The organism is Roseovarius litoreus, assembly GCF_900142765.1.
GTDB classification, from domain to species: Bacteria; Pseudomonadota; Alphaproteobacteria; order Rhodobacterales; family Rhodobacteraceae; genus Roseovarius; species Roseovarius litoreus.
Map to the genome: position 1 here is coordinate 162,394 of NZ_FRCB01000008.1, position 20,710 is coordinate 183,103.

19 protein-coding genes and 3 pseudogenes are annotated in these 20,710 nt (G+C 58.3%); 11 read left to right on the top strand and 11 right to left on the bottom strand.

Going from position 1 to position 20,710, the window contains the following annotated elements:
• Positions 1 to 17: 17 nt before the first annotated feature.
• Positions 18 to 1,055: a type 2 periplasmic-binding domain-containing protein gene (locus tag F3H35_RS15165; RefSeq protein ID WP_188129992.1), complete on the bottom strand. Its 1,038-nt coding sequence runs from the start codon at positions 1,053 to 1,055 to the stop codon at positions 18 to 20.
• 179 nt (positions 1,056 to 1,234) lie between these two features.
• Between F3H35_RS15165 and F3H35_RS19235 the strand changes: the two genes are divergently transcribed.
• Entirely contained in the window at positions 1,235 to 1,528 is a 294-nt protein-coding gene (locus F3H35_RS19235) for an ATP-binding cassette domain-containing protein (protein ID WP_223228440.1), read from the top strand.
• A gap of 790 nt (positions 1,529 to 2,318) precedes the next feature.
• A pseudogene (locus F3H35_RS15175) lies at positions 2,319 to 3,275 on the top strand (IS630 family transposase).
• Here F3H35_RS15175 and F3H35_RS15180 read toward each other — a convergent pair.
• The 6 genes and pseudogenes from F3H35_RS15180 to F3H35_RS15205 form a co-directional block, all read right to left on the bottom strand.
• Positions 3,272 to 4,513: an NAD(P)/FAD-dependent oxidoreductase gene (locus F3H35_RS15180; RefSeq protein ID WP_149780386.1), complete on the bottom strand. Its 1,242-nt coding sequence runs from the start codon at positions 4,511 to 4,513 to the stop codon at positions 3,272 to 3,274. The pseudogene F3H35_RS15175 and the gene F3H35_RS15180 sit on opposite strands and share 4 nt — an antisense overlap.
• 82 nt (positions 4,514 to 4,595) lie before the next feature.
• Positions 4,596 to 4,919 (bottom strand): 2Fe-2S iron-sulfur cluster-binding protein, encoded by a 324-nt coding sequence (locus F3H35_RS15185; protein WP_149780387.1) that lies wholly within the window; start codon positions 4,917 to 4,919, stop codon positions 4,596 to 4,598.
• 9 nt (positions 4,920 to 4,928) lie between these two features.
• Positions 4,929 to 5,062: pseudogene (locus tag F3H35_RS19240) on the bottom strand (electron transfer flavoprotein subunit alpha/FixB family protein); the annotation flags it as partial.
• 315 nt (positions 5,063 to 5,377) lie between these two features.
• Positions 5,378 to 5,944 (bottom strand): annotated as a pseudogene (locus F3H35_RS15195) (ATP-binding protein).
• 161 nt (positions 5,945 to 6,105) lie between these two features.
• Entirely contained in the window at positions 6,106 to 6,375 is a 270-nt protein-coding gene (locus tag F3H35_RS15200) for a hypothetical protein (protein WP_149780389.1), read from the bottom strand.
• 327 nt (positions 6,376 to 6,702) lie between these two features.
• Positions 6,703 to 7,536: a helix-turn-helix transcriptional regulator gene (locus F3H35_RS15205; protein ID WP_223228435.1), complete on the bottom strand. Its 834-nt coding sequence runs from the start codon at positions 7,534 to 7,536 to the stop codon at positions 6,703 to 6,705.
• 454 nt (positions 7,537 to 7,990) lie between these two features.
• Between F3H35_RS15205 and F3H35_RS15210 the strand changes: the two genes are divergently transcribed.
• Positions 7,991 to 8,434 (top strand): nuclear transport factor 2 family protein, encoded by a 444-nt coding sequence (locus F3H35_RS15210; protein WP_149780390.1) that lies wholly within the window; start codon positions 7,991 to 7,993, stop codon positions 8,432 to 8,434.
• Between the two features lie 39 nt (positions 8,435 to 8,473).
• Here the strand turns inward: F3H35_RS15210 and F3H35_RS15215 are convergent, their stop codons facing one another.
• The 3 genes from F3H35_RS15215 to hmgA form a co-directional block, all read right to left on the bottom strand.
• Positions 8,474 to 9,136, bottom strand: a complete 663-nt coding sequence (locus tag F3H35_RS15215; RefSeq protein WP_188129993.1) for an NIPSNAP family protein — start codon at positions 9,134 to 9,136, stop codon at positions 8,474 to 8,476.
• A gap of 49 nt (positions 9,137 to 9,185) precedes the next feature.
• Positions 9,186 to 9,842: a maleylacetoacetate isomerase gene (gene maiA / locus F3H35_RS15220; protein ID WP_149780392.1), complete on the bottom strand. Its 657-nt coding sequence runs from the start codon at positions 9,840 to 9,842 to the stop codon at positions 9,186 to 9,188.
• Positions 9,843 to 10,255: 413 nt separating this feature from the next.
• Entirely contained in the window at positions 10,256 to 11,542 is a 1,287-nt protein-coding gene (gene hmgA / locus F3H35_RS15225; protein WP_394852319.1) for a homogentisate 1,2-dioxygenase, read from the bottom strand.
• Between the two features lie 525 nt (positions 11,543 to 12,067).
• Here hmgA and F3H35_RS15230 point away from each other — a divergent pair.
• From F3H35_RS15230 to F3H35_RS18920, 7 genes are all read left to right on the top strand, one after another.
• Positions 12,068 to 12,682 carry a MarR family winged helix-turn-helix transcriptional regulator gene (locus tag F3H35_RS15230; RefSeq protein ID WP_149780394.1) on the top strand — a complete coding sequence of 205 codons (615 nt, stop codon included), beginning with the start codon at positions 12,068 to 12,070 and terminating at the stop codon, positions 12,680 to 12,682.
• Between the two features lie 117 nt (positions 12,683 to 12,799).
• Positions 12,800 to 13,519 (top strand): alpha/beta hydrolase fold domain-containing protein, encoded by a 720-nt coding sequence (locus F3H35_RS15235; RefSeq protein WP_149780395.1) that lies wholly within the window; start codon positions 12,800 to 12,802, stop codon positions 13,517 to 13,519.
• Positions 13,520 to 13,575: 56 nt separating this feature from the next.
• Positions 13,576 to 14,745, top strand: coding sequence for an acetyl-CoA acetyltransferase (locus tag F3H35_RS15240; protein WP_149780396.1), 1,170 nt, complete (start codon positions 13,576 to 13,578; stop codon positions 14,743 to 14,745).
• Between the two features lie 156 nt (positions 14,746 to 14,901).
• Positions 14,902 to 15,510, top strand: coding sequence for a c-type cytochrome (locus tag F3H35_RS15245; RefSeq protein WP_188129994.1), 609 nt, complete (start codon positions 14,902 to 14,904; stop codon positions 15,508 to 15,510).
• 602 nt (positions 15,511 to 16,112) lie between these two features.
• Complete coding sequence (locus tag F3H35_RS15250) at positions 16,113 to 17,681, top strand: hypothetical protein (RefSeq protein WP_149780398.1); 1,569 nt, start codon at positions 16,113 to 16,115, stop codon at positions 17,679 to 17,681.
• Between the two features lie 105 nt (positions 17,682 to 17,786).
• Complete coding sequence (locus F3H35_RS15255; protein WP_149780399.1) at positions 17,787 to 18,773, top strand: PDDEXK-like family protein; 987 nt, start codon at positions 17,787 to 17,789, stop codon at positions 18,771 to 18,773.
• Positions 18,773 to 18,949 carry a hypothetical protein gene (locus F3H35_RS18920; RefSeq protein WP_188129995.1) on the top strand — a complete coding sequence of 59 codons (177 nt, stop codon included), beginning with the start codon at positions 18,773 to 18,775 and terminating at the stop codon, positions 18,947 to 18,949. Before F3H35_RS15255 ends, F3H35_RS18920 begins: the two co-directional genes overlap by 1 nt.
• Before the next feature lie 511 nt (positions 18,950 to 19,460).
• Here the strand turns inward: F3H35_RS18920 and F3H35_RS15260 are convergent.
• Positions 19,461 to 20,150 (bottom strand): NYN domain-containing protein, encoded by a 690-nt coding sequence (locus tag F3H35_RS15260; protein ID WP_223228436.1) that lies wholly within the window; start codon positions 20,148 to 20,150, stop codon positions 19,461 to 19,463.
• Between the two features lie 324 nt (positions 20,151 to 20,474).
• Here F3H35_RS15260 and F3H35_RS15265 point away from each other — a divergent pair.
• The coding region (locus F3H35_RS15265) for a hypothetical protein (RefSeq protein ID WP_149780400.1) at positions 20,475 to 20,710 on the top strand (236 nt) is incomplete at its 3' end.

Genomic DNA, 20,710 nt, shown 5'->3' on the forward strand with positions numbered 1-20,710 from the left:
CTCTTTTGATGGTGCCGTTACGATTCTTCTTCGATCCGGCGAAGCTCTTCGTAATAGTGCTGCAGGACTTCCTCGGGGTTCTCAAGGCCAGCCGCCCTCGCGCGCTGGTACCAGTCATCTGTGATCGGCGTGAGAATCTCACCAAATTGGGCCTCCACTTCGGGCGTGGCATAGGTGATCGTGTACCCGTTCTCCTTGAAGATTTCGATCGCCTTAAGGTCGTCCGCCGCGTGGGTTTTGCTGAACCTGTCGGCTAGCACTTCGCCCGAGATGGCCATGATCGCTTCCTGGTCGGCGGGCGAAATTTCAGCCCACTTGTCCTCGTTGATCCCGATGATCTGACCCGCGTTGGCCAGCCCGCCCGTAAGGATGAACACATGATCGTGTACATCAACACCGTTGAAGTTCGTCACGGTGTTGAGCAGGGTCGTTTGCCCATCGATCGTACCGGCCGCCAGCATCTCGCGCACTTCGGCGGAAGACTTGTGGATCGGCACGACGCCCAGCAGCTCATAGGCGGCAGTCAGCGTGGCGCCTGTGGTGCGCATCTTCAAGCCACGCATGTCCTCCGGGTTCTCGATTTTGACACCCTTGGTCGCCGGCTGGAGCGGGGTCTGAACATGTGCGGTAAGTTCAACTACGCCTGGGAAGACATCCATCTTGCCCTTGATGAACTTCTCGTATGTCCGATAGTATGCCAAACTGAAGTTCTCGGGTTTGCCTGGCGCGCCTGCGAGTTCTGCGAACTCCATCGGAACAAATCGTCCGGGTGTGTAGACAAGCGAAATGTATGCCATATCCGCGAGGCCTTCGGCCACCACATCATATTGGCCGACCACCGAGCCCACCGTTTTCGGCAGAACCTCAACAACAACGCGGCCCTCGGTTACCCTCTCAATTTCTGCAAACCAAGGCTCGATGACCTGATCATAGGGCGGATAGCCGGGCGGCAGCCACTTCGAATAGCGGATAGTGACATCCGCGGCGCATACCGCCGTTGTGCCTACAACCAGCGCCACAGCGGCTGCGAAACTTTTTCTTGCAAGTGAATTCATATCCTTCTCCCTCTTACAGTTCATTCGATGTTCGTCGGAAACTCGCTTGCAAATGGTGCCACCTCGCCTTTGTCTCGTAAGTCCCCGGGCCGAGGGACACGCATTTGTTTCAGGTGCTTGTAGTTTGTGGCACACTCTAAATTTTCGAAAGATTTTCTGCTAGGATCGAAGGAAGACCAATCGAAAGGCGCCGGCCACGTGATACGGCACTAAACCCAAAACAGACAATTGCCGAAATCAACGGGCGTCCTGTGAGATTTTATTTGTTTCTGAAGGGTCGAGGGCCAAAAGATCACGTACATCAACTTATATCGATGATTGGCCTTGATCCAATGCAGTATACCGATCGTGCTAAGTCAAAGTTGTCCTGCGGTCAGAAACAACGCGTAGGAATAGCCCGTGCGCTCGCAGCCAAAACTGACCTGTCGATCTGCGACGAGATGACAAGTGCTCTAGATCAAATTGTCGCTTGAGGCATTCTGAAACTGCTGGTTAAGCTGCAAAGCCACCTGAGCTTGACGTATATGTTTATCACGCATGGTATCGCAACAGAGAAGGCGATAGCCGACAGTGTTGTTTTGACGCTGTACGGAAAGAACGCTGGACAAAACTAGAAGTCGCAGTTTTTCAAAGCAATACACCAGCCCACACAAACCTTCTTTTGTCGTCGGTTCTTCAGATGGACCCGGCTTGGCTTAACGGCGTGTTGGAAGGACGCTCTGGTATCAGGATGTATTGATTTCCTATGCGCTGCGTGATTCAAGGCTCCGAAGCCGGAGCAAAAACATGAGCTGGCTGACCGCAAACCCATCGCCGAACGCAAAGCCGATGACATTTCTACTTGGCTGAAACATACTTCGCAGAAGCGTTCGAGCACGCAAAGATTGCCAAGGCAGTAATCACGGCGGCTGCGAAGCACGAGAAGTTCGGGTTGCCCCTAAAGGAAGCTCGACAGGCGCTTGCCCGGTTGCTGTTTTCGTCTCCGTATGAGCAGGCGCGAGATTTTGATAGGGAGCGGTGACTACTTCACGCCTTATCGCTGGACCAGCGGTCCGTTTTAGAAAGACCTCGGGTAGCAACTTACTCCCCTTAAAAAGAAGTGGCGCCAATTCGGCATCGCAGTCTGCCGATCGTGCCTGATCCGCAGGGAGAATTTATTCGGTTCAAGATACCGCGGCACTTAAGCATCCGACTGAAAAGCTGAATCGCGAGGGCTTCCCATAGCTGCTGATCTGCGATTCATCCTGTTTGGGAGGATTGATCATGTCAGCACCTTTGCCGGCTGCGCTGCGGGCGCGATTTCAGACGTTGATTGAGGAAGGGTTAAGCGGGCGCGCGGCTGCGTTGCGTTTGAAGCTTTCGCCTGCCACCGGGGCACGTTGGGGTCTTGCGATCCGGCGCACTGGGCAGGCAAGGGCCGCGCCTCAAGGTCGGCCTCGCGGTAGGGGCAAGCTTGATCCACATCGCTCCTTTCTGATCGGACTGATTGATCAGGACGGCGACATGACCATGCCCGAACTAGCCGGTGCGCTGGCAGATGCGACCGGCGTTCAGGCGCACCCGGATGCGATTGGCCGGTTCTTACGCAAGCTCGGATTTACGTATAAAAAAGACGTTGGTCGCGACCGAGCGACGCCGCGCAAGGGTAAGAAAGCAACGCGACGATTGGATCAAGCACCGCCTGCCAGCCGTCCCGGCCAGACCGGACCACGTTGTCTTTATTGACGAAACCTCAGTCAAAACCAACCTGAGCCGCCAACGAGGCTGGTCACAGCGGGGTGAACGACTGGTCATGGATGCGCCCTTCGGATCATGGGGGACACAGACCTTCATCGCGGGTCTTGGCGCGGGGCACTGATCGCTCCGTGGGTCATCAAAGGTGCGATGGATGGCGAAGCCTTCGCCGCTTATGTCTCACAAGTCCTCGCCCCTGTACTGGAGCCGGGCACCGTCGTCATCCTGGACAACCTCGCCACACACAAGAATGCCGCTGCCGCCAAAGCCATGCGCAAAGCCGGATGCTGGTTCTTGTTCTTGCCGCCATACAGCCCCGATCTGAACCCGATCGAGATGGCGTTCTCGAAACTTAAAGCACACCTGCGCAGGATCGGTGCTCGAACCTTCACCGACATGTTCGCTGCCCTCGCGGAAATCTGCGATCTCTTCTCCCCGGAGGAGTGCTGGAACTACTTCAAGGCTGCCGGATATGTCTCAGGTTAAAAGCCGGATGCTTTAGTTTGTGGCGCTGCGGCTGTTACGAGGAGATCCCGGAGGTCTGTGTTGGGATCCTGGACAAGCCGGGGATCGACCGTTTGGCCTGCCTCGATGATGCGCTTAGCGGCCATATAGGCACGCGGGTCGTTCACGGCGTCGACGGCCAGAAGCTGATCGCCTTTGTAGTACCAAATGGAGGTTGAAATGCATTTACCGGATCGCTCAACCACACGGTCGTATCCCGAGTTCAGCCCGGCGATTTGAAGCTTGACGTCATACTGGTCTGACCAGAACCAAGGCTTGGCGATATAAGGAAGACCGGCGCCAAGCATGTTCACCGCGACACATTCAGCGTGATCGATTGCATGTCCGACGCTTTCAAGCCGGATCTGCATGTCTTTGTAAGGAAACGAAGCGCAGTCACCGGCGGCCCAGATCGCCCGATCGGACGTTCGACCCAGTTCATCCGTCCATATGCCGTTGTCGATCGCAATACCGGCCCTTTCGGCGAGGCCGGTGGCCGGTGACACACCCACCCCGACAAGCACGAAGTCAGTCTCGAGCTCCCGTCCATCGTTCAGGACTGCGCCCTTAACTGTGCCGCTACCAAGAAGGCGGTCCAGACTGGTGCCTTCAAGCAGTCGAACACCATAGGACTTGTGAAGTGTGCGGAAGTAATTCGAGGTTTCCGGCGCGGCGACCCGCTGCAGGATACGCGGCGCCGCCTCCACAAGCGTCACCTCAAGCCCGAGGCTCGCTGCGACCGCGGCCGCTTCAAGCCCGATGTATCCGCCTCCGACGATCAGAAGCCTGCGGCCCGCGACGAATTCGGCCGCCATCGCATCGATATCGGCAAGGCCGCGCATCACGTAGACGCCTCGGAGACTGCCCCCGATCAGTGCCGGCAGACGCCTCGGAACGGAGCCGGTCGTCAGTGCAAGCTGGCTGTAGGCGAGAGTTGCACCTCCAACCTTGAGGAGCCTCGCAGCCGGATCGATCTCGGTCACCCGGTCGCCAAGGCGAAGATCAATATCCTGGCTGGCGTAGAAGCTCTCCGGCCTGAGAAAAAGGCGCTCGCGTTCCATGTCACCCTTGAGATAGGCCTTTGACAACGGCGGTCGTTGATAGGGGGGGACGCGCTCGCCGCAGATAAGTGTAAGCCGACCACTATAGCCGGCCTCTCTAAGCTTCGCCACGAGCGCGGCGCCCGCTTGACCTCCACCGATCACGACAATGCCAGTCATTGCAGGTTCCGCTCCTTTGTTACTTCTCGCAGTCTGTTTTAAAAGGTAAAGTCGGGAGACGGTCGGCGCCGTTTGGCGCCCATCAGATCTGTTTTTCCGGAATTTGCACGATGAGCCCGTCGAGCTCCTCAGTGACCTTGATCTGGCAGGTTAGACGGGATCGTACCGGATCGACCTTATAAGCGAAGTCGAGCATGTCCTCTTCCATAATCTCTTTCGCAGGCAGCCGGTCGACCCAAGCAGGATCGACATATACATGACAGGTCGAGCAGGCGCAGGCACCCCCGCAATCGGCCACGATGCCGGGAATGCTGTTGTCCCGCGCTCCCTCCATTACCGTAAGGCCCTCGGTGACATCGACAACATGCTGCCTGCCGCCATATTCGATATAGGTGATCTTCGACATTGTGCCTCCTCAGAGCTTTTTGGTCAGTTCTGGCACTGCCATGAATAGGTCGGCGCCTCTTCGTCTTTGTATATCGCGACCATGATTTTGCTATCCTTCATACCTGCAAGGTGCTGGATCGCTCCCGAATAGCGGATAGTGACATCCGCGGCGCTTACCGCCGTTGTGCCTACAGCCAGCGCCACAGCGGCTGCGAAGCCTTTTCTTGCAAGTGAACTCATGTCCTTCCCCCTCTTAAAGTTCATTCGATATTTGTTGGAAACTCGCTTTCAAATGGTGCCACCTCGCCCTTGGCCCGTAAGTCCCCGGGTCGAGGGACACGCAGTTGTTTCATGTCAATGAGCGTTCACAACTGACCCGCTTTCAGCATTTAAAATTGACCAACCTATGCGGTGCAAAGCCCCCAGGCGGACGCCTTCATATAGCGAGTCCCTCTGGGTGCTTTGCTGTTGTGACGTTCATGTTGTTCTGCGTAGCTTGCTTTGCGCGAACCGGTATGACGTATTGCCGGTTTCGATAATGGTGCAATGATGTGTGGCGCAATCCAGAAGCGCGGTTGTCATCTTGGCACCGTAGAAGACCGAGACCCACTCGCGGAACTCCAGATTGGTGGTGATAATGACGCTGGTCTTCTCTTAGAGCTTACTGACCAGATGGATCAGCAATGCTCCGACGGACTTTGGGAACGTGATGTAGCCCAGCTCGTCGATGATGACGCAGTCCAAGGCCGAGAGCGATCGGATGATCTTCCCGGTAGTGCCCTCGGCCTGTTCCTTGATCAGAGCGTTGATCAGATCGACGGTGTTTAAGAAGCGCGCCTTCTTACCGCTGTTGAGCAAAGTGGTTCCCAAAGCGATGGCGATATGGGTTTTGCCGGTGCCGGTCTCCCCCACCAGAATGAGGTTTTGCGCTTCCTCGGTAAACTGGCCTGAATGAAACGGCTCGATCGGGGTCTGGGTGACCGTGGCGGCGGTGTAATCGAAGGTGGCGAAGTCCTGGTGATGGGCGAACTTCGCAATCCTCATTTGATACTGGATGGATCACACCCGGCGCTCTACAGTCTCAGCGTAGACCAGTTGCTTTATCGTAGTGGCCAGACTTGGTGGCTTGCGCGCGGACAACAGATCACGGGCGTAAGCTGCCATTCCTTGCGGCCTTAGAGCGGTCAGTTGGTCCATCAGGGCATTCATGCAGCAGCCTCCTGGGCAGAGCACAACTTCTCATAGCTTTTGCAATCAGCTTCGGGCCGCAAGGTTAGCTGCGGATAAGCGTAAGCGTCGTTGAGAGGCTTGATGATCGGCTCCACCAACTGGTTAATCAGGTTGATAAGGGCGGGCAGGCGCAGGGTGTTTTGTTCCACCGCTAGTTCGCAGGCTATCTCGACCACCTCGATCCCGTGATCTTGGGCCAGCAGAAGCAATTCGACGAACTGCCGCTCCCCACCTTCGCCGGTCATGTAATGCTCCGTGGTCCGATGCATGGCCTCAGGCAGTTGCCCGTCCACAAAAAGGGGGCGCCGTCGCTTAGCGCGCCAGGTTTGAGATCCAGCAGCAGCACGTAATGCCACGATTCAAAATAGCTGAGTTTGCGGGTGAAGCGACACTTGTGCTCGGCGATCACATCTTGGCCCGACACCAACACGATCCGGCCGGCATACGACCCCCTAAATGGCCTACCTTAGACGGAAAATTCTCATTCTAACTGGTCCAATGTTCTAGGAGGGTATCAATACCGATGTTTTGCGCGTGCCTCTAGAGCCACGACCCGCGTGGCGCAACGACCATCAGGCCACACCCTGCTTGGCGCTGTCGCCCACCCGGCCGATCCCGCGATTGCTCCATTTGGTCAGATACCACACGAGCAATTCGCGCTGGCTGGCAATGCGCAGGCGCGCATAGGCGCGCTTGCGGTAGGTCATCACGCTCTCCTTGCCGATCCCGAGGTCCAGCGCGATCCCGCAGGTCGACAGCCCGTAGAGAATGCGTGCGCATACCTCGCCCTCCCGCTTTGACAGGCTGCCATCGCCCGAGACGCAACCTTCAATCTTGTCGAGGCAGGACAGCGCCGGAACAAGATCTGGCTTTTCGAGTGTGAGGGCCGCGTGCCGCGACATGGCCGCGACGAGAAATTCTGTCGCATCCTTCAGCCATTGGAGCGCAGGGGGGCTGATCGGGTCGTTGCCTGGCCCTCGCAGGATGCAGATGCTGAACACGTCTTTGTTTCGGCGCGCCGAAAACAGAGCCCCTTCGCAGGGCCGCTGGCCAACCGTGCCCTCACCCGGCCCATCGAGATTGACTGTTCGGAAGGTTTCGGTACTCACTGCCTCCTGTGCCGACATGGAGCTGCGGTTGACGACATAGCGCACATGGTTGCGAACACGTTCCTCCTGGCCGGCGGGAAGCGCGCCCTCCGCGCCGAGTTCAACCAGCTCGCAGCCGCTCTTGCGGTAGAGCGAGCAGTAATCCACCCCAACACTTGCCGACATGATGGCGAAAATCTTCGATGGGAATTCCGGCTCTCCGATGGCGCTCACGATGCTTGCCAGTTCAACGGGTGCGAAAGAGCCATGGCTGACTCCATAGTTGCTCGACATGCAAGAAGACTGCACTGCGTTCATGAATTCCTCCCTAAAAAACGGACGCTACGGTCGTTTCGAACCTCAAATTAGTTACATTTTGTAAATTATTCAAATAGTAAACGTTGCTTGAAATATTAAAATTTTTTTGTTTATATTCATAACTTTATGTTTTGAATACATGAGAAACGTGCAATGCACTTCGTCTTCTTGACTTGAATCAAGGACTGCGCCGGTGATCGATTGATTCGCTTGACCGAGCCGGGTCTCTTGCCCCCTTGGGTCCTGCCTGCGCGCAACCATGAGCGGGGATAATAATTGATCCCGGATTTGCCCAGCTTTCCGTGGATTTCTGGCCACTCTTGTGGCGTGCCTATGCGGCATCCCTGCGTGCGACCGGTCCGCATGAGCGCCGGTCTACTTGCCGACACCACGAAATCCGGGTGCGACGACCGAGAAACTACGGGCAGCGCCGCCCTCCTAAAGGAAACAATGCATGATAGGCGCAGATGAGATGACACCGAAGGATGAGCACGAAGTGGTTGTGCTGAGATGGTTCACCAGCCTGATGAGACAGGATCTCGACGCCTTCGCGGACCTACTGGCCGAGGATGCGGTTCAGGAGATGCCCTTCGGCAAACTGCTCGAAGTCGCGGGGTCCGATACTGAGTGGGCGGGCAAGGACGGGATCATATCCTATTTCCGTAAGGCTATTCCCGGTCGGCGCATCCACATCTTCATCATCAAGGAATTCCATCGAACGGCGGACCCGGAGGTGATCATCGTCGAGGCGCATTGCCGCTTGGATGTTGTGGCTGTAGGCAAAGTCTGCGACAAAAATTACGTTATGCTCGACAAGCTGCGCGATGGGAAGAGCGCCGTGTTCCGGGAAGATTATATCCCGAGAGTGCTGAGCGAGGTGTTCGGCAGAAATTCCTGAGGCGCCGGCGGTGCAGGCAGCCGCGCCACTCCGCTCAGGTCAACCTTCCCGCAGCAGCGGCGGCAGCCCGGGCCTCGCCCGGCAGGGCTCGATGGGAGCGAGCGGCAACCGCGCGAGCCGCGCAACAGGGCCTCCCCGCAATTGTGCCGCACTGTCCAGAAGCGCCCCGCCGGCACGCCGCGCCGCCGCATCTGGATAGCGCAGGATGAGCGCGAGGCTCGGCATCTCGAGGCCGCTCGTCACGCTGAAATTGCCCAGCACCTGCCCTCCAACCTCTGCCAGCGCGGGGCTCAGATGCTCAGACACTAGCGCCACCGCCTCGGGCACCGTGCCCGGGACAAGGCTGAGACGGACCAGCTCGTCGGCAGGTGCATCGCTTCGAACGTCCTCGCCCGGCCTGATCTCCACAAATGGCACGCCCATCGCGATCTCGACCCGCTCCACCAGTTCCGAGCCTGCATTGGTCCGGCTCCGGGTCTCGTGCCAGTCGGGGTCGGCGTAGAAACCTGTCCAGCAAGCTGCAGCGCTCTCGTGGCTGTCATGAGCCATGATATAGGCGATCCGCGGCAGGCCCTCACCTGCTTCCACGAACCACGCCCCGGCGATGGGCACACCGTTGCCTTTGAAAATGCGCGTTAGATCTTGGACCATCCGCGCGCGCATGTCTTCCCCGCGTCCCTGGGCGACGTTGTAGAATCTCATCTCGAAATGCATGGGGCGAGCCTCCATTCTGTAAACTTGCCTAGAAATGTCAGCCTGGGCAATCGGGCTGACGCAACGGGTGCGCTTTCTGGAAAGCCGGATGCGCCATGGCCACCTCGTGCCGCGCAACGACGCGCGGGAACTTCCCAAGCGGGCAGTCGAACCGCTCCGCGTTGAACATGTGCCCGGCGAGACAGATATCTGCGAGAGAGGGCACATCACCGAAGCAGAAGGCGCCCGGCCCTGCCTTGTGCAGCATCGCCTCGCAAGCGGCCAGCCCTTCAGCCATCCAGTGGCGATACCAGGTCATCCGCGCCCCAGAGGCGATGCCCAACTCTCCCTCCAAGTATTTCAGGACACGCAGGTTGTTAAGCGGATGGGTGTCGACGGCAATGACATTGCAGAAGGCGCGCACCCGGGCGCGCTCGGGCACTCCTTGAGGCAGCAATGCGAGTCCATCCGGAAAAGCTTCGTCGATATATTCCATGATCGCCATGGATTGCGAGAGTGTCAGGTCCCCGTCCCTGTAGATCGGCACCAGCCCCTGCGGGTTGAGTTCGCGGAAGGCCGCTTCGCGGTGCTCTCCCGTCAGGAGGTTTACCGGCGCGATCGTGTAATTCACGCCCTTCAGGTTGAGGGCTATCCGCACACGGTAAGCCGCGGTGGAACGGTAGTAACTGAAGAGAACCGGCACCGGGTCTGTCATCCTTCTTGCACCTCGCTCTGATCGATTCATCGCGCGATCCGGAGGGACATGGCCCACCTGCCGCACGCCCATGCTAGCCCCGACCTGGCCCGACGGGCTGCCCCCTCGTACGGTGACAGGGGCGCACGGCAAGAGGTCAGTGCCGCCTGAAAGGCAGCAACGGCCAAAACGCGAAAAACTCAGCTTGCGCGCCGTCAAGTCTCAGGCGCTCTCGAATTCCTTCTCTTGAAACCAGGAGGCATGAAAGGCCGGGCTCCGGCAGGGTGAGCAGCTCAAGCCGCGTCTCCTCGCACCCGCCATAACGGTGCATACGCACAGCGCGAACGGTCTGGCTTGCGATGGCCTCACCTGCGCCAAAAAGCGGGGCCACCCGTTTCCAAAGCGGCCCCAGTTAAGCTCTTCGCAGGTCCGCATCACGGCTTGCTTGGATCGAAGAACTTAGGGAGGTCCTTGCCGTATCGCTTATAGTCGTCCTGGATGAGACCGACCTCGAGCGCATATTTCGTGACGTTCTGCATGAAACGCGTTTCGAAGAGGAAGGCCATTGTTCCTTCGATCTTGTGAGGCTTCATTTCTTCGTTGCTGCCGCGTAGGAAAGCGTCCTTGTCGGGCCCGTGGGGGAGCATCGTGTTGTGAAGGGAAGCGCCGCCAGGTTGGAAGCCGCCGCCCGTCTTCGCATCGTAGACACCGTAGACGAGCCCCATGAATTCGCTCATCACGTTGAGATGATACCAAGGCGGGCGGAAGGTATCTTCCCCAACCAGCCAGCGGTCGGAGAAGATCACGAAGTCGATGTTGGCGGTGCCCGGTGTCTCGGAAGGCGAGGTCAAAACGGTGAAGATCGACGGGTCGGCATGGTCAAACAGCACCGGCCCCACGGGCGAATAGCGGCGCAGATCGTATTTGTACGGGTAGTAATTGCCGTGCCATGCGACAACATCGAGCGGTGAATGCTTGAACTCCGCCGACCAGAGTTGCCCACCCCACTTGACGGTCATCCGAGAGGGGGTGTCCACATCCTCATATGCCGCAACTGGCGTGAGGAAGTCGCGCGGGTTCGACATGCAATTCGCGCCGATAGGCCCGCGCTCGGGTATAGTCAGCGCCCCACCATAGTTCTCGCAGATATAACCGCGCGCCACGCCCTCGGGCAACTCGACACGCATCTTGATTCCGCGCGGGATCACCGCGATCTCGCCCGGCTCGATGTCGATCACACCATATTCGGTGGCGATGCGCAGACAGTTCATCTCGGGCACTATCAGCATCTCGCCATCGCAATTAGCGAGGTATTCGTCCTGCATCGAGCGGGTAGCCACGTAGATATGCGTTCCCATCCCGGTCTGCGCGGCAGCATCACCGGAGGTGGCCATCGTGTGAATGCCTTCGACGAAATTGAGCTTCTTGTCGGGCACCGGCGTGGGATCCCAGCGCAGCGGGCCGATAGGCACGTCAACTTCCTTGCAAGGCGCTGTGCGCCAGAGGCCGTTATCGGCCTTTTTGAAGTGCTGCCAATGGGCGATCGTGGGGCGGATGCGATAGAGCCAGGAACGTTCGTTTGTCACACGCGGCGCGGTGAAGGGCGAGCCACTCATCTGCTCGGCATAGAGGCCATAGGCGCATTTCTGCGGCGAATTCCGCCCGATCGGCAACGCCCCGGGAAGCGCCTCCGTCTCGAAGCCGTTTCCGAAGCCGGACATGTATCCATCGACAGCGTAGGTATTAGCGCTCGTGCGCGACGACCCACTAGGTTTTTGGACATTCATTGCAGTCTCCTAAAGCCAGTTCAGTTTCTAGTTTATTGCATTTGCTAACTGTTGCACAAACAACAGTCAACCCATACCTCGACGGATTCTCGTTGCGCCTGCGTGCAACGCCACTTTTGGTCTCAACCTGCCTCTCCACCGTTCCGTTTTACGGCACACAGGGAGACGCAGGCACGCGCGTGAGTGTTATCCTTCCCCGATGGCATATCGGCGCTTGAGGTCTTGATCTATTTTTGGGCTTCAGACTGCACGCCGCCTCTGGTGTGGTAAGTCCCACTTGGCGGGGACCCAAGCCATTTGAACAAGCCGCGCACGGTCTCGCGCGCCTCTGTCACGGTATCTGGCGAGCCGGATGCGCTGCCATGGCGCACTTGCACGGGCCGCTTCTGCACATCTGCCCCCAAATCGGTTACATCGGCGGTGTGTCTTTTGTTAGAGTGTGTTACCCGGACGCATCCAGTGGAAGACATCGAGGTTGGAATGGAGAGCATGCGAAAACCCGAAGGCGGACAGGAAACGTCTCTTGACCTGATCGAGCAGCACATACTGCCCGGCGAGCTCAACTACATGCCGGATACCCGGCTTCCGCACTTCTTTTCGGTGCTCGCGAATCATGCCAGCCGCAAGCTCCATTCGATGTATAATGAACAGTTCGGCCTCTCCGTTATGGGCTGGCGAATCATGGCGGTGATCGGCAACCACGCGCCCATTTCGGCCAAGGCGATGTGCGAGATGATGGCGACCGACGCGGTGACCCTCAGCCGCGGGATCGACCAGCTCTATGGAAAGGGGCTCGTACGCCGCAAGACCGACCCGGCCGACAGGCGCCGCCAACTCATCAGCCTGAGCAAGAAAGGCATCGAGGTTTTTGAACGGATCGTGCCGCTCTATTACGCCGTCGAGCAGGCGATGATGTCGGCGCTCGATGAGACCGACCAGGCCCATATCCGCAGGATCATGCCCAAGATCGTGGCGCATTCCGCGAATGTGCTGAGTTCCGAGACTAGTTGGGAAGTGGTGCTCCAACGTTACGGATACCGCGCCGAGGGAGAAGACATACAAAGTTTCGAATAACCTCGCGGTCCCAAGGCAAGGTTACAGACGCACACGGATGCCGGGCCTAGCCTTGGTCCAACCGGGAAGCGCGGGTGGGCGTTTTCCAGCATCGCAATTGGCCAAGGCAACCGGAATATGAACGAACACCAGATCCTTAAGGGGTTTGCGGCGGCAGCGCATGGCCCAAACTCGCAAATGCTGGACCCCGACGCCGAAAAGCTTCGGCACAGGCGGATCGAGAAGGGCGTGGTTCGCATGCAAAACCTCTCTTTCAAAGAGGCGCGTGTCTGTTCCGCCGGTCTCGATGACAGCGCGACGGTGATCCGCAGGGCGGCGGCGCATGGTGCAACGCTCAATCTCGACACCGACAAGCTGATCTTCTCGGGCGACAGTTCTGGTGCCACATTCGCAGCCATGCTGGCGATCATGGCGCGCGCTGGCGCGCTGCCAAGATCCTGCACCCAGGTTCTGCTCCACCCGCCCGTTGATGGCACTTGGACCTCTCCAAGCTACAGTTTCGACATGCCCCGATTGATCCTCTTCGGTCACGGCATGCGGTTTTTTTCTGAAACGCCCACCTCGATTGCCAGAACCCGCGCGACTGGCGAGCCGTGCCATGGTTCGCCGAAGACCTCTGAGGCGTGGAACCATTCATCTTGCTCTCCACCGGCGCGGACCCGGAGGAAAACGCATGCCTCGCCTATGTCCCGCGCCTGCAGGATGCCAATGTCTCGGTGTTTCATCTGCATTTCACGGGGCAACCACAAGGTTTTAAGTCGGCAAGCCGCTGACCGAGCGCCTGCAGTCCACCTTCGCCAACCTGGGCGCAATGACGCGGGGCTACCTTGTCGATAGACACGTAAGCCGCAGCCACTGCACAATTTCCTCTCGAACCGATCGGAGACACGACCATGAACACCGCACGCATAGTAGGATGGCATCACACGAAGTTCGGCAAGAGCGAGGCGCCCGACACCAAGGCGCTCATGGCCGAGGCGGCACTGCCAGCGCTTCAGCACGCCGGCATTGCGCCCTCAGAAGTCGACGGCATTTTCGTGGGCGTGATGAACAATGGCTTCTCGAAACAGGATTTCCAGGGCGCGCTCGTGGGCCTGAGCGACGGCACTCTGAGCCAAGTGCCCGCCGTCCGGCTGGAGAATGCCTGCGCGACCGGCTCGGCTGCGCTTTACGCCGCAATGGACTTCATCGCCTCTGGCCGCGGGCGCGTGGCGCTCGTGGTGGGGGCAGAGAAGATGACCGCCACACCCACGGCAGATGTGGGCGACATCCTTCTTGGGGCCTGCTACCGCAAGGACGAGGGCGATGTTGAGGGTGGCTTTTCTGGGATTTTCGGGCGGATAGCCACGGCATATTTCCAACGCTACGGCGACCGCTCCGAAGAGCTTGCCATGATCGCCGCGAAGAACCACGCCAATGGCGTGTACAATCCCTATGCCCACATGCAGAAGGATTTCGGCTTCGAGTTCTGCAGCACGCTGAGCGAGCGCAACCCACTGGTTGCGGGCCCGCTCAAGCGCACCGACTGCTCGCTAATCTCCGATGGCGCGGCGGCCATCGTGTTGGCCGATGAGGAGACCGCGAGGTCGCTCGCCCGCTCGATTCGCTTCCTGGCACGGCGGCATGAAAACGAGGTGATGGCGGTGGCCCGGCGCGATGTGCTGGCTTTCGATGGTTGCCGACGCGTTTGGGCCGGGGCGCTCGACGAGGCCGGACTGACGCTCGACGATCTCTCGCTTGTCGAGACGCATGACTGCTTCACCATCGCCGAGCTGATAGAATACGAGGCCATGGGCCTCGCAGAACCAGGGAAAGGGCATCACGTAGTGCGCGAAGGCATAACCCAAAAGGACGGACGGCTGCCGATCAACCCCTCGGGCGGTCTGAAAGCAAAGGGCCACCCGATTGGCGCTACGGGCGTTTCGATGCACGTGATGGCAGCGATGCAACTAGATCAATCCGCGGGCGATATGCAGATCATCGGCGCCGAGATTGCCGGTGTCTTCAACATGGGCGGTACGGCAGTTGCCAATTACTGTTCGATCCTCGCCAAGGAAAAATAGCAGAAAAGCGTGAAGGTATTTCAGGATATAGAAAGCCCTATTTGACGAAATCTCACCGGCGAACTGTGGGGTTTGCGGTTAGTTGCTTTTTCAACATATTTGCGGGTGTTTGCATCAATCCCTACCCCAGTCAGATGCCGTTTTGAAAAGTATCTCTTGCTCGGCCAGCCGCTTGTAGATCGCCTCCTCACGAAATGCAGCAATCTCAAGCTACCTGAGATCGATCCTACGCCCGCCAATAGCCGCCAGAATGGGTTGGTTTTAGTGTATCGTGAAAATCGCAACAGACTTGACGTACCACGCCACAACAACAATTCTGCAATTATCGGATACTTCATGAAATATAGTTTTATCTCGTTAGGTCTTCTTTTGTTGGGATGTGCGCCATCCACAACCCCGGATGTGTCCCGTGAAGCAGGAAAAGCAGTTTTTTCCGATAACTGCTCTATTTGCCACGGCACCGACGCAAACGGGGCTGGACCTTGGGCTGCAAGTTTGGAGACACCACCTGTTGATCTCACGAAGATCGCAGACCGTCGCGATGGTGTCTGGCCCATGCTTGAAGTCATGTCGATCATTGATGGCTATTCAAAGCGGACTGAGTTGCGTGAAGATATGCCGATCTTAGTTGGACTAGTTGAGGGGCCTAAGGTGGGCTTTGATACCGGCAACGGGCTGGTTACTCCCACACCTGCGCGTCTCATAGCTGTTGCGAACTATCTTGAAAGCATACAGTCCCCACAGCCCACAAGTTTGGTTCCCTGAGCCACAACAATACGGTTGGACTGCGCCGACTGGTTTGACCTCAGCATCGGCCCACAGCCGACCTTGGCCACCGCCTTTTTCCGCTGCGGTGCGGCCCATAAGACCTGCCATTAGCTGCGAGTGCGAGAAAAACCTAATCTTGGCCTTGAATTGGGGGCCGTATTGTTGGTCCGTAAAACGATCATGGGATCATGCCGGAAACTGAGTCGAGAAATACTCCAGTAGGAGTCGAAGGCGTAGGCCAAAACAGACCCTCTCGACCGGACTTGGGGATCGGCGGGCGGTACCTTTCGAGTATCAAGGAAACCGAAAGGCCAAACCCATGCTATCTCATCACGCCGAAAGACGTTGCCAGCAGAGGGGCGTATCTCACGCCTTGCTCAAAACCATTCTCGGCGAAGCCGATACCGAAGCCGCGATCGGTGACAATTGCCGCTTGCACCGGGTCAGCAGCCGTACAGTAAGGCACGGGGGCTGGACGAACGTGTCGCACCTTTCACTGTGGTCCTGAGCGACGACAGCCAGAAAATCGTCACCGTCTTGCCGATGTACCGCCGCGGATGCGGCGGATACTCGCGCCGCACCTGATGAGGGAGTTTGTGATGGGCAACATCGAGCACGTTCGGGAACAGATCTACCGTGGCGACCGGCAACGGCTGGGAGAGCTGCGTGCGCTGGCACGCCAGGGTTACAAGCTGAAGCCGCCGTCGCACCTCCACGCGGCGCTCGCTGCGACGCGTGCCTATCAGGCGACGCGGGGCAAGGTCGCCGGTGGCCGGGACGCCTTCTGCGAGCGCGCGCTGGAACTTCTCGACCTCTCTGGTCGGAAGCCCGAAACGTTCAATATCTCGAAGCAAACCCTCGCCAAGAACCTGAACGCAATCACTCCTGAAGTCCGCGCTCGCTATGCCGGCAAGCCCTTGCCGCATAAGGATCTTGCGCATTACCTTTCCGTGATCCGCACCGCCGCTGAGATCGACGGTGCCGATATCGAGGCTGCAGAGATCACTTTCCTGAAGGAGCTCTCGATATGGCAAACGGCAGCTCGTATAGATGCAGCAGACGAGACATGGATGGCTATCGAGAACCTGTGTGGTCTTCTTCGTGACTTGGGAACTAAAGTCGCTTCACAAGCCGACCTGGCGCGCGCATTTCTTCGTCAGGACAAGCTCAGTTTACGCTGGGAGGCCCTCCATGAACGGCTCGCTCTTGATCGGTGCGGTCAGATCAATATGGGACTGAGCCCCGTCCACCCGCAGGTCGAGATTGGCGTCCATTTCGATGAGCAGCGTCCTCTTCCGTCGGTTCCCCTGGTCCGGGTGCCGGTAGGCTGGGGAAATGTCGAGCTCGAGATCGAAATGGGCAGCGCCTGCGTCTCGAAGAAACCGGGTATGGATCGTCCGGCCGGTCGGTGGGAATCGCTCAAGGCGCGCCTGATCCAATTCCGCGAGGTTCGGCTTGCCCTTGCATTTATAAATGATCGCGAGGTCGGGCCGGTCCTGATGAGCCGGGGAGCCGTCGGAGCGAACTTCGATCGGCCGACATCGGGAACTTCGATGATCTGGGGAACATGCCACTGGCAAGACACTCTGGCCGTCCATCAGGAAGTCTTCTGCGACGGAGGATGGCGGCGTGTTCGCTTGCCTGTCGTTCGCTCCGATGATCATGAGGATTTTGGCTTGGACCACGTGGCGCCCGGAGAGGCCGGCGACTGGGACTGGGAATTTGACCCCATCGGCCATCCAGGTTCTGTCACTATGAAGGGTGCTGATTATGTCAGCTTTACACGCCTCACTCCGGATCACCTTCATCACTGGCTGGTGACACCACATCCCCTCGACGGGATGGATGTAGTCTGTCCCTGGAGCCTGACCGACGCTACTCATGTCGAGCGCGAATATCCGGTCTGGCTCACCGCGGGTGGCGATTTCGAGACCTACTGGAATGACGTCCCTGTGGAAGCGTTGACCTGCCCGAACGATACACCCGCGCGGATCATTGAGACCAACCTCCACAATGGCCGTCTTGAGACAGCGCTGCGCGAAGCAGCATCTCACGTCGTCGACCAAACCCACCTTGTCATAGAACAAAACCGCTTGGCCGCGCAGGATGCCCAATCGGCGCTGAGAGCACGTTGGGCGGAACGGAAACCGGACATGACATCTCCATGAGGCAGATTCGGGTTGGCGAGCCTGCACCATCCCGACCCGGCGCACAGAGAGCTGACATCGCAGTAAGCGAACCCAATTCCACACAGCCGAACAGGTTTCCTAAAGATGAACAAGATCCCAAGACGTATCCGTGAAGCCGATATCGACGCTTTGATCGAACGCCTGCTAAGTCGGGGCGGTCCGTTGGCAGAGCGCTTCCTTTCTGCGATCCTTCCTCCCGACTTGTGCGCCCCGATCCGAACTATCGCGCGCCAAACAAGCCATCGCGGGAGCAAGGGCACGATCGACCTCGAGATCGTTCTCGAAAATGATCTCCACCTCCTCGTCGAGAACAAGCTCGATGCCGGCTGGAGCATCACCAGCGAGGGCGATCCGCAGCCGGAGCGTTACCGCCGATCCGTCGAAGCTCTTCTCAGCCGTGGGGTTCTCGCCTTCGATGTACTCGTCGCACCAATGGTCTATCTTTCCGGTTCGCGCCATGCCGCGTCGTTCCAAGGCCAGGTAGCATACGAGACGCTCGCCGAAGGCCTCGGAGGCGCGGAAGAACAGCTCCTGACAGCGGCGATCGTGCAAGCGGAAAGACCCTATGAGCCGGTTCCAAATGCGCTCTCAGGGCGGTTCTTCGCCCAATTCGAGCAAGTGGTGCAAAGCGAATTTCCACGGCTTGTCCTGAAGCGCAATCCAAATGGCGGCGACACCCGTCCTACGGCATCGCGTACGTTCTACTTTGAGGCAAAGAAAATGCTTCGCGAGCGCCCCGAGGTGCCGCTGCCGCGGATCTCCCTGCAGGCGTGGGATTCGAACGCGCCCTCAGCTTCGGCAAAGTTTATGATAGGCGGTTGGGGAAGGCTCGCTGGATGCGCACCCGCCCCCGATAGCGTGACCGCGATCGGCGCCTATCTACGTCCTGCCGGGCGATCCCTGGGCATTGTGATTGATACACCCCGGCTCGACACTCAAGCGCCGTTCGAAGCTCAGCGCGAGGCCGTACGAGAAGGTCTGCAGGCGCTCGAGCGTCTGCAGACGTGGTGGAATGACACAGGTGCCGACATGGCCCGCTGGCATATGCAGGCACGGGAGTGCAATTCGTGATGATCGACAGACTGATAGAGGGACTGCCCGATCTTGGCAGGGCTCAACTTGCCAGAATGCGGATCAAGGGCATGCAGCGGCGCGATGTGTCGCCGGGGGACAAGGAAATCCACCGTTTCATCAAAGCGATCGACAGTGAGTTCCTTCGCAGAAAGGCCCCGCCGCATAACGGCTAGACAAACGGCGTCCAAGGCGATCCGCGCTACCTGATGCACGAAGGCCAGAAGGTCGGGGTCGTGCAGCGTATGGAGACGCACCGTCACTCGAATGGCGACGTTTACTTTGCAGAGATCTTGGGTCAACTCCTGCCGGAGACATTCCGTCGCGCCGATGATGCTCGTCTGGCAGTCGAGAGGGCATTCGCCGGGCATCTTCAGAAGATTTCTGATCAACCTGATTGAGGCAAACGGCTCATGTGGTCTTTCATCATTGTCTTCGTCCTCGTCATCGTCGGGATGGCGCTATTGACTCATCCGGGCGTCGACCGAGTTCTAAGCGCGCCTATGCCATGGTCGGCTTCAGACTTCCCGCCCCTCGCACTCGAGGCCATGGCCCTGACACTTCCGGCCCAGAGCTGACATCCAGCGCCACCCTTTGATGCTGCAGCTGCAAGCCGCATTGCCGCCATTCATGCTCTCAGCCGTAACGTGACCAAGGCCGAGTTCGCGCCGGATGCCGTTTGGGCGCCTACGCGGCGTCAGCAAAGCCTTCGGGCCGGAAGCGAACCATGGCTTCAGGGCCGCGAGGGTCCAGTTCGTAGAGTGATGGTCGCGCAGCCAGATAGGCGCGCCAGGTACGCTCGGGGTATGTGCTGATCCGAAACCCATGTTGAGTGTGCATCTTCGGACCGAGTTCAGCGATGTGCATGCCCATGCCCTTCTTGCTGTGCACCGCAATCATGGCCCGGATCTTCTGGTCAAGCGCCGTTACAGTCGTCGGCGGCTCGGGCACAAGACGCACGGGCAGCGGCGTGCCGATTTCTACAAAATCGCTACAACACGCGCGAAAGGTGCTGGGCGCCTTTGCTTCACCGATCCCGATGACCTTTGCTCCGTGCTCACGCAATCTGGTTGCAAGATGGGTAAAATCACCGTCAGAACTTGCGATTACGAAACAGCGCATGTTTTTGGACAGCAGCAATTCCAGCGCATCCAGTGCAAGAAGAATGTCGGTGGCGTTCTTACCCGTTCCCGAATGCAGCATTCGGTAGCCAATCGCACCATGCCAGTCAGAGGGACGCTGTGCATCGGCATAGACCCTAACCAGGGTTGGCTCCCCATGCTGAGAGGCGACGGAAAGAATTTTTCCTGCGTGCTTACAGCTGATGTTGTCACCATCGACAAGCACTGACACAGGCTGCGCCATCGAAATCTCCAAGCCATGGATATATAAGGTTATTGCAAGAGAAATGCGCCGAAAATTTGGCATCTTTCGAAGTGCGCGACGTTACGTTCGCCTCTGGAGCATGGGGGGCTTCGCGACCAGCCCAAACCAGACATTCAAGCTATGTGCCGCGATCGGCCACTTCCCGCCCTGAATTTGGGACCGTCGAGAACGGCCCAGAGCTGCCTTGCGGCGCCGCAGAGAAAGCCCTTCGAAGCTCTGAACGACCAGGTGTCGTGACCGGCCCATTGCCGCTGTTGACGGAACTGTTCGAGCGGAACATGTTTGGCACAGCCATAACAGAAAGGTTTCCCCAAAATGCGTTTTTTGATCCTGCTTTTGTCATTTGTGGCCTCGCCGCTGCTGGCGCAAAGCCTGTCCTCCGATTATGATCCCATCGGCACGATGGAGATGGTGATTGATGGTACGCCCAGAACCTTTCACATCGCCACGATCCCAGCCAAGGAGCGCTCTTTCGCTGAAATCAAGGAATATGCAGGCCAGAAGATGCTGACGATCACCGGGGTCAGCGTGAATGACAAGGGCGGCTACGC